This window comes from Paraglaciecola sp. MB-3u-78 (assembly GCF_002835935.1).
Classification (GTDB): domain Bacteria; phylum Pseudomonadota; class Gammaproteobacteria; order Enterobacterales; family Alteromonadaceae; genus Paraglaciecola.
Map to the genome: position 1 here is coordinate 314,783 of NZ_PJCF01000004.1, position 13,976 is coordinate 328,758.

13 protein-coding genes are annotated in these 13,976 nt (G+C 41.5%); 4 read left to right on the plus strand and 9 right to left on the minus strand.

Annotated features, from left to right (window positions below; translation table 11 throughout):
* Window positions 1–53 precede the first annotated feature (53 nt).
* Entirely contained in the window at window positions 54–1,658 is a 1,605-nt protein-coding gene (pckA, locus tag CXF95_RS08250) for a phosphoenolpyruvate carboxykinase (ATP) (RefSeq protein WP_101198742.1), read from the minus strand.
* A 795-nt stretch (window positions 1,659–2,453) separates the two neighbouring features.
* On the opposite strand from pckA, the gene CXF95_RS08255 reads away from it, so the two are divergent.
* The gene (locus tag CXF95_RS08255) at window positions 2,454–2,870 is read left to right on the plus strand and encodes a class I SAM-dependent methyltransferase (RefSeq protein WP_101198242.1); all 417 of its coding nucleotides are present in this window, start codon (window positions 2,454–2,456) and stop codon (window positions 2,868–2,870) included.
* Window positions 2,871–2,888: 18 nt separating this feature from the next.
* On the opposite strand, the gene CXF95_RS08260 is transcribed toward CXF95_RS08255, so the two are convergent.
* Window positions 2,889–3,506, minus strand: a complete 618-nt coding sequence (locus CXF95_RS08260; protein WP_101198243.1) for an FMN-binding negative transcriptional regulator — start codon at window positions 3,504–3,506, stop codon at window positions 2,889–2,891.
* A gap of 7 nt (window positions 3,507–3,513) precedes the next feature.
* Window positions 3,514–4,125, minus strand: a complete 612-nt coding sequence (locus CXF95_RS08265; RefSeq protein WP_101198244.1) for a GNAT family N-acetyltransferase — start codon at window positions 4,123–4,125, stop codon at window positions 3,514–3,516.
* Between the two features lie 87 nt (window positions 4,126–4,212).
* Here CXF95_RS08265 and CXF95_RS08270 point away from each other — a divergent pair, with 87 nt between their 5' ends.
* Window positions 4,213–5,328 (plus strand): PLP-dependent aminotransferase family protein, encoded by a 1,116-nt coding sequence (locus CXF95_RS08270; protein WP_101198743.1) that lies wholly within the window; start codon window positions 4,213–4,215, stop codon window positions 5,326–5,328.
* Between the two features lie 64 nt (window positions 5,329–5,392).
* Here the strand turns inward: CXF95_RS08270 and istB are convergent, their stop codons facing one another.
* Together istB and istA are read right to left on the minus strand one after the other, a co-directional pair.
* The gene (istB, locus tag CXF95_RS08275; RefSeq protein WP_101198245.1) at window positions 5,393–6,157 is read right to left on the minus strand and encodes an IS21-like element helper ATPase IstB; all 765 of its coding nucleotides are present in this window, start codon (window positions 6,155–6,157) and stop codon (window positions 5,393–5,395) included.
* Window positions 6,158–6,176: 19 nt separating this feature from the next.
* On the minus strand, window positions 6,177–7,721 hold the full coding sequence (istA, locus tag CXF95_RS08280) for an IS21 family transposase (protein ID WP_101198246.1): 1,545 nt from the start codon (window positions 7,719–7,721) through the stop codon (window positions 6,177–6,179).
* 220 nt (window positions 7,722–7,941) lie between these two features.
* On the opposite strand from istA, the gene CXF95_RS08285 reads away from it, so the two are divergent.
* Window positions 7,942–8,331 (plus strand): aminotransferase class I/II-fold pyridoxal phosphate-dependent enzyme, encoded by a 390-nt coding sequence (locus CXF95_RS08285; protein ID WP_198556526.1) that lies wholly within the window; start codon window positions 7,942–7,944, stop codon window positions 8,329–8,331.
* Window positions 8,332–8,501: 170 nt separating this feature from the next.
* On the opposite strand, the gene CXF95_RS08290 is transcribed toward CXF95_RS08285, so the two are convergent.
* The 4 genes from CXF95_RS08290 to hmgA form a co-directional block, all read right to left on the minus strand.
* Window positions 8,502–9,500, minus strand: a complete 999-nt coding sequence (locus CXF95_RS08290; RefSeq protein ID WP_101198247.1) for an LLM class flavin-dependent oxidoreductase — start codon at window positions 9,498–9,500, stop codon at window positions 8,502–8,504.
* A 156-nt stretch (window positions 9,501–9,656) separates the two neighbouring features.
* Window positions 9,657–10,286 carry a maleylacetoacetate isomerase gene (gene maiA / locus CXF95_RS08295; RefSeq protein ID WP_101198248.1) on the minus strand — a complete coding sequence of 210 codons (630 nt, stop codon included), beginning with the start codon at window positions 10,284–10,286 and terminating at the stop codon, window positions 9,657–9,659.
* 9 nt (window positions 10,287–10,295) lie between these two features.
* Window positions 10,296–11,609, minus strand: coding sequence for a fumarylacetoacetase (fahA, locus tag CXF95_RS08300; protein ID WP_101198249.1), 1,314 nt, complete (start codon window positions 11,607–11,609; stop codon window positions 10,296–10,298).
* A 164-nt stretch (window positions 11,610–11,773) separates the two neighbouring features.
* Window positions 11,774–13,078: a homogentisate 1,2-dioxygenase gene (gene hmgA / locus CXF95_RS08310; protein ID WP_101198250.1), complete on the minus strand. Its 1,305-nt coding sequence runs from the start codon at window positions 13,076–13,078 to the stop codon at window positions 11,774–11,776.
* Between the two features lie 129 nt (window positions 13,079–13,207).
* Here hmgA and CXF95_RS08315 point away from each other — a divergent pair, with 129 nt between their 5' ends.
* The gene (locus CXF95_RS08315) at window positions 13,208–13,669 is read left to right on the plus strand and encodes a MarR family winged helix-turn-helix transcriptional regulator (RefSeq protein WP_101198744.1); all 462 of its coding nucleotides are present in this window, start codon (window positions 13,208–13,210) and stop codon (window positions 13,667–13,669) included.
* Window positions 13,670–13,976 lie beyond the last annotated feature (307 nt).

The window sequence follows — 13,976 nt, forward strand, 5'->3', positions numbered from 1 at the left end:
ATGGGGGTGATTGAAATAGCTGGGGGATAGCAAGCCATCCCCCAACTAAACGACTAAAGTTGTGGTCCAGCAGCAACCAGTTTACTGCCATCATCTGTGTCAGTAAATTTCACAAAATTGTCTACAAACAACGCAGCTAGTTTGTTTGCCTTAGTATCCCACATTTGCTCTTCCTGATAGGTCTTGCGAGGGTCAAGTATCTCAGTATTTACACCTTTTACCGCAGTGGGGATCTGAAGATTGAATATAGGCAGGGTATTGGTTTGAACCTCATCCATAGAGCCATCCAAGATACTGTCTATGATAGCGCGAGTGGCTTTAATAGAGATACGTTTACCTGTTCCATTCCAACCCGTGTTAACCAGATAGGCTTGGGCACCTACGGTCTGCATTCTGTTTTTTAACACTTCAGCATATTGTGTAGGGTGCAATGTTAAAAAGGCTGCGCCAAAGCAACTGGAAAAGGCCGGGGTGGGTTCGGTTATACCGCGCTCTGTGCCCGCTAACTTAGCGGTAAATCCAGATAAGAAGTAATATTCAGCTTGTTCCTGAGTAAGTTTGGATACAGCAGGTAAGACCCCAAAAGCATCAGCTGTCAAAAAGATAACCTTGTTGGCATGTCCCGCTCTGGATACCGGTTTTACGATGTTATCGATGTGGTAAATGGGGTACGACACACGGGTATTTTCGGTCTTGCTGCCATCGTTAAAATCTATCTTGCCAGCAGTGTCTACAGCAACATTTTCTAACAGGGCGTCACGACGAATGGCATTGTAGATATCTGGTTCGTGTTCCTTGCTCAACTGAATCGTTTTAGCGTAGCAACCCCCTTCAAAATTGAAGATACCATTATCATCCCAACCGTGTTCATCATCACCAATCAGCTTTCTATTGGGATCGGTAGACAGGGTTGTTTTGCCGGTTCCCGACAAACCAAAGAATATTGCTACTTCACCGTCTTTGCCAACATTCGCACTGCAGTGCATAGAGGCTATACCTTGTAAGGGCAGGAGATAGTTCATTACTGAGAACATACCTTTTTTCATCTCACCGCCGTACCAAGTGCCACCAATAAGTTGAATTTTTTCAGTTAAATTAAAGGCCACAAAGTTTTCGGAATTTAATCCTTGTTGCTGCCATTGAGGATTAGTGGTTTTCGCGCCATTCATCACCACAAAATCTGCTTCAAAATCTACAAGCTCAGCATCGGAGGGGCGAATAAACATATTTTTAACAAAGTGAGCCTGCCAAGCAACTTCTGTGATAAAACGCACTTTTAATCGCGTTTCTGGGTCTGCTCCACAATAAGTGTCCATCACAAACAGACGTTTAGCAGAGAGTTGCTTAGTCACTAAGGTCTTTAAGTGCGACCAGATTTCTTGGGAGATAGCTTTGTTATCATTTTTGCCTTGATCCGACCACCACACTGTATCTTTTGTGGTGTCGTCTCGAACAATGTATTTGTCTTTTGGAGAGCGACCAGTAAATACACCAGTGTCAACAGAGACTGCACCTAACTCAGTGGTAAAGGCTTTTTCATATCCCGCTAATTGCGACTTAGTTGTCTCAGAAAACAACATGTCATAAGAAGGGTTATGGAGTACTTCAGTTACATCAGATATACCGTATTGAGACAAATCCACAGTGGGTACGCTCATTAAATCTACTCCCATTTTTAACACACCCATAAATTTTGCTCCTGTTGTTCACTGTCAAAAACATTGCTGTTTTCAACTTTAATTAGTTCTGTTAGAAGCAAGTAAAGTTGATATTTCTAGCAACAATATAAATTTTCTTAAAACTGGCTGTATTTTTACATTTTTCACATCCTAAGTTAAGAGTTGTTTGGTAATAATGTAGGTTGGCTTACATTCTGGAGTTGTAATAATACGAAACTAAAAGCAGGGTTTTATGAGTAATTGAAATTGAGATGTAATAAATAAATTACAATAAAAACAGTTGTTTGTGGTTTTTTTTGTTTTATTTAATCACTTAATCTAACTTTGAAATTAATTAATATGTTGAAACTTACAATAAAAATGTACTAATTCGATCATAAATAACGGTCGGTATTATTAGGTTGAATAACAAAATATTTTTAAATTGAAGCCGGTTTGTTGGCTTATTCCGCACCTTAGCGGTTAATTTCCTTGCTTTTTCATATGCTTCAATTGAAATTGGCTTATTTCTAACCATTATTACAAGAATGATAACAAGGCTGCATCTTATCTTTGAATGCTAGTAGACTGAGTTAATTAACAAAGATAAGAATGGATGTCACTTACTGGACGTTGGTTGGGATTAGGTGGGGCTGCATGATATGTGGCATCAGAATACCAACCATTGTTGCAGACATTGACTTAACTCCTGAATACATAGAAACCGGTAATACCTTATGTCACTGGTTGGATCTTGATAGTCATGTATCTCTTGTTTAGGGAAGTGCATTGTCTATGCCTTATAATGATAATTCATTTGATGGCGGTTATATGCTTCATGTGGGTATGAATATTGACGATAAAGTTTCGCTATTTGCCGAAATATTTAGAGTATTAAAGCCTGGGGCTGTTTTTGGTGTGTATGACATTATGCGTCAAAAAGATGGAGTGTTAACTTATCCAGTTCTATGGGCGACAGATAGTAGTACCAGTAAATTATCGACTCCTGGTCACTATACAGAAGCTCTAGAGCAGGCTGGTTTTGAAATTTCCCAAGAAAATAATTGTCGTGACTTTTCAGTGGATTCCTTTAAGAAAATGCGAGAAAAAGCAGAAACTAATCAAGGCTTGCCACCTCTAGACCTGCATATTCTGATGCAGCAAAGTGCTGCTAAAAAGATCGGCAATATGCTCGAGTATGATCGCTATTAGCGATACCGACTATCAGATTTAGTGGCAACCAATATTTATTTTTTGCATATATTTGGCAAGAGCTAAGTCATTTGAATTACCTGAGCTGCTAAGTGTTTTGTAAACGCCAGCTTGATCATCCTTGCTTCTATGTTGTCCCAACTTTAATTTCCCTTGTAGTTTTCTTAATTCGATTTTAAACCCCACTATACCCGCCAACATTTTGTGTTTGATTGTATCGGTCACTATGTCACGGTCAACGAGTAGTTGAGGTTCGTATTTTTCTACCACTTGATCAACCGTTTTTAGGGTATCTTGTGGGTTTAGCAAAGAGGCAACACCATAAGCGTGAACCGCCGTATAGTTCCAAGTAGGTACTGCAGGTTTAGTGTTATACCAACTAGGAGAAATGTATGCATGTGGTCCAGTAAATATGACCAGTACATTCTGGCCTTCAATACTTTTCCAAAGAGGATTGGCTTTGGCACAGTGGGCATATAATACACCTTGTTCACCTTCATTGGATTGTAATACAAAGGGCAGGTGTGTCGCTGATAGGCCATTCACATTTGATACTATTACCCCAAAACCAAACTCATGGATAAACTGTTGTTGTTCAGATAGGTCAATCATTTTAAATTTATTTGGAGTGAACATATAACGTCTATACCTTCATTTGACATATAGCTGGCGGGGTTATTTTTGCTGATAGTTGAGCTTTGATTTGTGGCCATTCAGGTTTGATAATGCTGTAAAACGCGCTGCTGCGAACGCTGCCATTTTGTTGAATACGGCAATCCCGCTGAATACCTTCAAAAGTTGCACCTATGGCTAAAATAGCTGTTCTCGAAGGTTGGTTTTTTTCATGTGTTTGTAAAGTCACTCTGTTAAGTTTGAGTGTTTCAAATGCATGGGTTAGCAACAACAATTTGCAGCGACGGTTAACATAACTTCTTTGGGAACTGGGGTTTAAAAAGGTAAAACCGATTTCAATGGCTTTGTGCTCTAGATAAATATTCAGGTAGCTGGTTGAGCCAACAATTTTATGCTGGGTTTTATCCACGATAACAAAAGGTCGCAGCAGGTTTAAGTGGGACTTTTCAAGGCAAGACTCCACCCATTGTTTGGTGATGTTTAGGGTTTGACAATAGTTTGCTGTGGTCCATTCCCAAATTGAAAGATCTTTACCTGCGCGGTACAAATCTTCTATATGGCTAGTTTGCATAGGTTTAAGCGCCACATATTGGTCTTCCAATGTCATTGTTTCTAGCACCATTATTTGCGTCCTGTTTGTTAAGAATAGCTATTATTGCTGTATTTTGGTCTAATTAAATCAACCAGTTATTTTTTTTTTGCTAGACCAATGAAGATATTTAAACTACACAATGTGAGCAGCTCCCAAGCCAAGTATTTGCAACTCGCAGAAACCGTTAGGCTTGCCATCAGGCAAGGTCAGTTGGCCGTGGGTGACAAGTTGCCATCGGTCAAGTCCATAAGCGAAGATTTAGGCTTAAACAGACATACTGTGATGAAGTCTTTAGCTGAATTAGTTGCCGAAGGTTGGATAGAATCAGTTCAAAGGGTAGGGTATAAAGTGGTGCCTAATTTGCCTATTGAGAAGAGCAAGGGCAACAGCCAGCGCCAAGTTTTATCTAATGTAATAGATAGTCTTAGCCCTATCGACTTTCGCTTTGTGCGCTCGGGTAGTCAATTACCTACTTATCCTGCTAATGATTTCGAGTACAATTTTTCGGGTGGCCAGCCTGATTTAGCGTTGTTCCCTTTTGATGAATTTAAGCGATGTATGTCGAATGTTTTGTCTAGGCCTGACGAGGCTAAAATGAGCTATGGGCAAAGTGCCGGCACACCTGAATTGATAGACCAAGTGAAGATTTACCTGCGCAAGTCCAGAGCGATTACCGATCGAGAAATTGTGATCACCAATGGTTCACAAGAAGCTTTGTTTATCGTGGCACAATTGTTATTACAAACGGGTGATAAAGTGGCAGTTGAGGAGTTGGGTTATCCCCCAGCCATGTCGGCGTTTAGGAATACTGGTGCCGAGTTGGTGGGGGTTAAGCAAGATGCTCTGGGGATGTGCCCTAATGATTTAGAAGCACAAATACTAAAAGGTAACATTAGGTTGATATACCTCACACCGTTGCATCAATACCCAACAACGGTGACGTTAACTGTGAGTCGTAGAATGGCTATCTATCAACTTGCGGCACAACATAAAATCCCAATTATTGAAGATGATTACGACCATGAGTTTCATTATCGCTGTCAACCTCTTGCGCCCATGGCAACAGACGATCCAGCACAATTGATTATTTACCTTTCGACTTTTTCAAAAATCATGTTTCCCGGTGCCAGAATTGGCATAATGGCTGTCAGTAAAGCGATGGTAAAAGCAGTAACCGAATATCGATTAATGATTTGCCATAAAAGTAATGTATTAATGTGCGTAATAACATGAAACCGATCGGTCAATAACATTGAAGACGATCACTTTTTTGTCTTCCAGTAGAACTCAGTAAAATCTAACTTGTGTGATCGGCTTCAGTCAAGGAATTTAGTTTTTTTCGCATGGATTCGCCTTTTAATTCTAACTTAATTGCCCCGTGAACAAGCCGATCTAGGATCGCATCTGCATGCGTGGATTCCCCGATCATATCGTACCAATTTTCTATCGGTAATTGACTCGCAATCAGTGTCGATTTTGTGTCATACCTCGCATCTATTAACTCAAGTAAATCACTGCGTTGTTGCCCCGTTAATGGCTCTAATCCCCAATCGTCTAAGATCAGTAAGTTCGCTGATGTGAGTTTGTTAATAAACTTTCGATAACTGCCATCCGCTTGTGCCATAAACATCTTTTCAAGCAATTCTTTGAGCCTAAAGTAGTAAACGTTTTCTCCCTGCTGGCAGTGGTTATGGCCCAACGCACAAGCAAGGTAGGTTTTACCGCAACCTGTTGCTCCTGTGATCAGTATGTTTTGGTGAAGACGAAGCCATTCACCTTGCGCTAATGAGCGGATCTGCGTTTTGTTTAACTGCCTCGACGCACCATAATCCAACTGTGCTAATGTCCCGTTCACTCTAAATTTGGCTTGGCGGGTCAGTCGGTCAATTTTACGTTGATCTCGCTGGGTTATTTCATGGTCAAGCAATAAACATAACCGCTCTTCGAAGCTTTGTTCGACGTATAGATTGGGTTGTTCACTTTGTTGTGATAACGCATCACGTATGCCGCTTAGCTTTAGCATGACTAATTGAGTATTGATTTGTTGCGTCACTGATTGCATGTTGTTTCCTTAGGTTTTATTAGTGGTAATAATGATTGCCACGGATATTTTGATGGTCTATCTCACTTAAAAGATCCAGCTGTTTTTCCGGTAGAGGTTGGCTATCTAACCCTTTCTCTAAGATAGCTTTCACTTGGTTTACTCGCGTAACACCTGTTGCTAACGCTCGGTAGCAGGCGGCTTCAAGTCGTTTGTCTGTGAACTTTTTTCCTAAACTCAATATGCCCATACAGGCACGGTAACTTTGCTCGGGGTGTTTTTTGGTTTGCATGAGTTGAATGACAAATTGCTCGGTTGATTTTCCGAATTTTCTGGCCCAACTTTCAAATCGTTCGGGGGTCCATTGCTGCTGTTTTTGATGGGCGATGGGCATATGGATATCCAGGGTGCTGTGACCTCCCACGCGGTATGATCTTGGATGAACGGCCACTTGTACCCCTTGATGATAAAGTGTGACCAGTTGCCCCGTAGCATGTGCTTCTAGCTTTTTCTTGATCAAGGCGTGTGGCACCGAGTAGTAATGTTTTTCAATCTCGATGTGATAATCAATATGCACTTTGACCTGTTTCACTAAGGTGTAGCGATAAGGTTGTGACGGCAAAGGTTTCAGTGCGGGTTTATCTATCGCTTCAAATTGGGATAGCCTTGAGCCTGGATGCTTTTTCATTTGCCTTTGATTCAAATCGGTTAAAAGTGTCTGTATTTTTAGATTTAACTGTCGCAAGCTAAAAAAGCTTTCCTTGCGAAGTCGCGCCATTATCCAACGTTCAACGATTTGAACACCCACCTCAGCTTTCGATTTATCCTTGGGTTTATAAGGTCTGGCAGGCACGATAACGGTATCGTAATGGGCGGCGAGTTGTTGGTAGGTTGGGTTCAGATCCGGCTCGTAACGACACGCTTTTGTCACGGCACTTTTTAAGTTATCTGGGATGACCAATTCAGGTACGCCACCCAGAAATTCAAAGCATCGTGCATGACTCATCACCCAGTCTTCGAGTTTTTGGCTAAACGTAGCCTCTGCAAAGGTGTAGTTAGATGCGCCCATGACTGCCACAAAAACCTGTGCTGTGCGGCATTCACCCGTTGTTGAGTCCACAATATTCATAGTGGGTCCACAATAATCAACAAACAGTTTTTCACCTGCTTTATGGTTTTGACGCATGGACGGTTTTTGACATGTTAGCCATGTTTTATATAGACGACAGAAGTGGTTGTAGCTGTAAAAACCTTCTGGATACCGCTCACCATATTCTTCCCACAATAACTGCAATGTCATCGTTTTCGGCCTCAGCTCTTGCTGGACGACAGACCAATTAGGGATGATGTAGCCCTTGCTCTTAGGTTTGGTTTTGAAGAATGCTCGTTGAAGCGTCTCATCATTCCATTTTTCATCAAGCGGCCAACTAGTGATCCCAAGAGAGGTGGCACGAATGGCATAAATAGACACGATTGACGCTGAAACAGATAAGCTTTTGGCTATTTTTCGATGGCTGAGCAAACAGCCGTATTTGAGTCTTAAAATCTCTTTTAACTTACGCATTGAAATAGGTGCCATTGGCATAGTTATTCTCACCATCAAAAATGAAAAGAATAACGGTTAAAAACACCTACTGGACAGACAAAAAAGAGTAAAAGTTGGGCAATAACATTAAGCCGGTCACTGAATAACATTTTAACCAAAAAGTGATCGGCTTCGATGTTATTGAGTGATCGGGATGGATGTTATTAGGTGATCGGCATCAATGTTATTAGGTGATCGGGTTGGATGTTAATATGCATTAATGCAAGCTGCATTAGCTAAATGGATGACAGACGGTGGTTTTGAACGGCATTTAAGGCGAACAACTCGGGTCAATCTGCAGCGCAGAGACCATGCTGTTTTGGTACTAAAACAATACCCCTGTTTTGAATTTGATATTCCTGATGGCGGTATGGCTCTTTGGGTGAAGTTGAATCATAGCTCGGATAATATTATAGGTACCCCCAGCGCTGAGTGGTTAGCCAATAAGTGTCAAGCACTGGGTATCTATATCCAACACGAAAAGCAGTTCTGCTTCGATAAGAATAACGACCGAGATGGTTTTATACGTTTGGGATTTGCAGGAATGAATGAAAATAAGTTTGCTGAAGGAATAGAGTTGTTAGTCAATAGTTTAAACATTAAACATTAAACATTAGGTATCTAGGCCTGCGCATTGTTGTAGGGAAACATAGAGATGATATGCCTGAACGAATTACCTATGAAATATTGAGATTAAACAGCGCTTTTGTATCTGTGGAAATAGTGGATAGTCATCGCGCGAGTTTTGAGAACTTTGTTTATTAATTTCCATCCTAAATATTAGCAGGCCTTCATTAGGCCTGTTTCAGCTAGCAACTGTACGCTTTTTAGGCGTGCTTGCATATTATGTATTGGCATTGACACTATGACTTCGTCTACGTTTGTGGCTTCAATGAATTTGCTTAGTTTATCGGTGACTGTCTGTTTTGAGCCCACCATGGCGTAACGTAAGATATTCGACAACATTGCCTGGTCTGCTGGAGTACATATAGTCGATATATCATCTACTGGTCTGGTAAAAGGGCGATTTGCCCCTTTACGCATGTTCATAAATTGCTGTTGTACTGAGGTAAATAGATATTTGGCTTCTTCGTCAGTATCGGCAACCACCGCCATCAGTCCAGCCATCATATAAGGCTTTTGAGATTGTTCTGATGCTTGAAAACTCGAGCGATAAAGGCTGATTGCGTCGAACAGTTGATCCGGAGCAAAGTGAGAAGCAAAAGAGTAGGGCAGTCCAAATTGACCCGCTAGTTTGGCACTGTACAAACTTGATCCTAACAACCAAATGGGGATGTGTGTATTCGCACCAGGTACGGCTACTATATTTTGCCCAGCTTGCGGTGCGGCTAAATAATGTTGTAGTTCGCGGATCTCTTCAGGGTAATTATCGACATCAGAACTAAGATTACGCCTTAAAGCTCTAGCCGTTGCCATATCTGTTCCAGGCGCACGCCCTAAACCTAAGTCCACTCTATCCGGAAACAAGGTCGCAAGAGTGCCAAATTGTTCTGCAATCACTAAAGGAGAATGGTTTGGTAACATCACGCCACCGGAACCAATTCTAATTTTAGATGTGGCGGCGGCAATATGCCCCAACACCACGGCTGTTGCAGAGCTAGCCACGCCAAACATGCCATGATGCTCTGCTAACCAAACTCGGTTGTAACCAGATTGTTCTGCCTGTATCGCCAGATTACGGGAGTTCTCAAGTGCGTCGGCAATACTTGAACCTTCAGCAATAGGTGCTAGGTCAAGCAGTGAAAATGGTAATGGCATAGTTAACCTGATGGATATAATGTAATTAAATTAACATTATCATAAGTGCATCAGGCGAGCTGTTCTTTTCATATTTTTGATGATCACTTAATTGTCATCTAGAACCAAAATAGAGCTTTCTGCGAAATTTTATCAACTCAATAAAGGGTTGGTTTGTTAGATTGCGTCTTGCTGATTTTCTGGCTTGGCTATCATGAATGCGTCCAGTTGATTACAGTTTTGGTAGGCATTCATGATTTTTGGATATGACGTCATATCAACCTCAAATCGCAGCGCGTTGTAGACCTGAGGGATTAAATAAACATCTGCGAGGGTAGGCTGTTCGCCAAAACAGTATTGTGTTTTATCTAATAGGGTTTCCAATGCTTCAAACCCTATGACTATCCAGTGTCGATACCAAATTAATTTTTGCTCGCTATCCACTTTCAGTTCTTCGGTAAGATAATTGAGTATCCGTAAATTACAGATAGGGTGGATGTCACAAGCAATCATATCCACAAAACTTTGCATTTTTGCTGCCTGAAAGGGATCAGGCAGTATTAATGTAGAGTTAGGATATAAAGCATCTAAGTAACTCAAAATAGCACCTGATTGAGCTAAAAATTGCCCTGTATCGGTTTCTAAACATGGCACTAACCCTTGTGGTTGTTTCGTTAAGTATTCAGTGCTTTTATGTTCTTTTTTTAGCAGATTGACCGGTTCGATACTATGCTCAATCTGCTTTAGGTTTAAGGCTATTCTGACTCGGTAAGCGGCAGATGAGCGATAGTAACTGTATAATTTCATGGTTAGGGCCTATACATTAACAGGCAAAACGGTTGCCACTACTTCTCCAAAACCAATTCTAGCAGCGCCTTGTTTACTGCATGATGCACGCATAATAATACTGTCACCATCTTCTAAGAATGTGCGTTTTTCGCCATTGGGTAGGTCGACAGGTGATTTGCCACCTTTACTTAATTCAAGTAACGAACCGGCCTCTGCAAATGTTGGTCCTGACTGAGTGCCTGAACCTAATAAATCACCAGAACGCATGGCACAACCATTGCTCGCGTGATGAGTTATCAATTGCGCCGGGGTCCAATAAGAATATTTAAAGTTGGACGCTGATAGTTGTGTCATTGGTTGCTTGTTATCACGCATAGCTTGGGTCTGAATAAAACAGCTTAGGTCGATATCTAGGCCTCCATATTGACTATTCTGTTCGCTACTTAAGTGAGGCAAAGGCTGTGGATCTGTTTCTGGTCGAGTAAAATCAGTGCGATAGGGGGCTAAGGCTTCCATGGTGACTATCCACGGTGAAATAGTCGAGGCAAAACTTTTAGCTAAAAATGGCCCTAATGGCTGGTATTCCCACGCTTGAATATCCCGGGCAGACCAGTCATTAAAAATACACACTCCAAACAGATGTTTCTCGGCGTTTTCGATGTTTATAAGTTCGCCCATTTGGGTGCTTTTACCTACAAACAAGCCCATTTCTAATTCGTAATCTAAACGTTTACAGGGTCCAAAACTAGGCTCTGTGGCATCAGGTCCCTTGGTTTGCCCTACTGGACGGTGAAACTTTTGGCCAGAGATGCCAATGGTAGAAGAACGGCCATGATAACCAATCGGTATCCATTTATAGTTAGGTAATAATGGGTTATCTGGGCGGAACAATTTTCCTATAGCAGTAGCGTGATAAATGGATGTATAAAAATCAGTGTAATCGCCAATATGGCAAGGCATACCCAATTCTATTTCTTGTTGGCTAATCAGGGCCGCAGTTAATTCGCTTTGCAGTTCTGAATCGCTTCGTAATGCTTTTGATAAAGCTAACCTCAGGGCTGAATTAGTGTGAGCACCCAAGTCCATTAACGCGTTTAAGGTTGATTGACTGGCAGCTTGTAATGCCAACTGAACACTACCAGAAAAAATATTGGCATTAGCCAAAGCGGCTAAATCAAGTACCTGATCGCCAATCGCTACGCCACCTCTAAAAGCCTCACTCTGTCCTTTGCGTTTAAATATGGCAAAAGGTAAGTTCTGAATAGGAAAATCACTATTGGTATTCGCACTAGTCACCCAACTGGTGAGTTTGACATCGTGTGTTTCATTGATCATTAACATATTTTTTCTCTCAATTATTTTAGTTTCGAGCTACGAGCTACGAGCTACGAGCTACGAGCTACGAACTTCGAGCTTTGAGCTTCGAGTTTCGAGCTTTGAGCTTCGAGATTCGAGCGTTTTTAGCTCCTAGCTTCTAGCTCGCAGCTCGTGGCTTTAGGCTGCTCTTAAGCCTTGCCGTCAAAATATTTTTGTAGATTACCCCAACACCCAAGATAATCTTTTTGTCTTGTGGTTGAGTTTAACGCATATTCTGTGGGCGCAATCACATACCTAGACTCAAACATAAACGCCAAAGTATTCTCATATTTTTGTGGAGTCAGTTCACCACTTGAGGCTTTTTCAAATACCCCTGCTTCGGGCCCATGAGGTGTCATGCAGTTATGCAAACTCATACCGCCAGGATCAAAGCCTTTTTCTTTTGCGTCATAGACACCACGAATCAACCCCATAAATTCACTCATCACATTACGATGATACCAAGGTGGCCTAAAGGTGTTTTCAGCCACCATCCACCGTGGAGGAAAAATAACAAAGTCCATATTGGCGGTACCTTGGGTATCTGATGGAGATGTAAGTACCGTAAATATGGAGGGGTCTGGATGATCAAAACTCACCGTATTGATGACATTAAAACGGGACAAATCGTACTTGTAGGGAGCACTATTACCCACCCACGCCACCACATCCAGTGGGCTGTGACCTAAATCTGCTTGATACAACTCACCACAGAATTTCGTGACTAAAGAACTGGCTTGTTCTTTGTCTTCAAACCAAGCCGTTGGATACTGAAAGTCACGTTGATTAGCAAATCCGTTAGCTCCCACAGGCCCTCTTTCTGGCAAGGTAAAAGGTGCACCGTAGTTTTCACAGAGATAGCCAAGGATGGGTTCATCCATAGGTTCTATTTGAAACTTTATGCCACGAGGAATAACCATTATCTCACCAGGTTTTACTTTGAGTAATCCTAACTCTGTGCGGGCGACTAATTCACCTTGCTGTGGCACAAACATTAACTCGCCATCTGCATTGCAAAAATAACGATTTTCCATCCCCTTATTCGCTGAATAAAGATGGATGCCTATGCCTATATGGGTTTTTGCATCACCATTGGCGGCGACAGTGGTGAGTCCATCAATAAAATCAGCAGGCGTTTCTGAAATAGGCTGTGCGTCCCAGCGCATAACATTGGGTGGGCAAGGGGGGCCGCTCAAGGGAGCTGTGCGTAGCAAACCTTTATCAAAAGGTGAATAGTCGCCCATGCTGATGGATGGTCGAATACGATACATCCATGTGCGGCGATTTTCATGTCTAGGGGCAGTAAAGGCTGTTGTACTAAATTGTTCCGCATACAAGCCGTAAGTACACTTTTGTGGATTAAACTGGCCAATAGGCAAGGCGCCGATCAAGGCTTCAGATTCATGTTCATTATTAAACCCATTGGAATAACAAATATCATTTGGCTTAGTCATTGGCTTACTCCGTTTAATGTATTTTTATATATACTCTCACATGAAACTATATTGCTGTTATTATCAACCTTTATTCAGTTTGACTGTGCTGTATTTTATTCTTTACGCGGCACAGGTTGGAGACAAGATATGAAAGAGGTAAACGTAGCTGCTGTGCAACTTAATCAGTTTGTTCCCTACAGAATGGTTCATTTGGCGGCAAATATAAGCTTGGCATTATCAAAAATATATAAACAAGAATTTGATATCACTATTCCAGAATGGCGAGTATTGGCCCAGTTAGCGCAGCAAAATAAACTATATGCCAAGGATATTGGGGACCTTACTTCTATGGATAAATCTAAAGTATCGAGGGCTGTGAAAACCTTAGAAACCAAACATTATTTAATAAGACAAACCGACAAAAAAGATAACCGCGCCGCTTACCTATCGTTAACTAGTCAAGGCAAGGCGCTGTATCAAAAAATTGCACCTAAAGCGCTGCAATGGGAAAGGCAACTTATTGGTGTATTGGACGCGAGTGAACACCGAGAATTAATGAATGTGTTGGATAAGTTAGATAAACAAGTTTTGTTGATTGGTGAAGATTAAGTTGAGGTATAAGCGCATATTCGTTCTTAAACCCAGTTGCTTTAAGATGTAACCAGAGTAAAGTCATCTGTAGTAGGTTACATTCGATCTTACAGTTTTTGGGATAAGCTTCGGCTTAATCTGACAGTCGTCTTGAGCTCAGGCTGTGAAAACAGTTGATTAATAGACGAAAATAGCCGACGTTCACTCCCTCAAGGATATAAAAGACAGGTAAATACGGAAAATATGAGGCATCATTTATCTAACGCCTGATATTTACACATTAGCCAGCCCAAACGGTGACTATTCTTGCAATGCCAAGTCAATG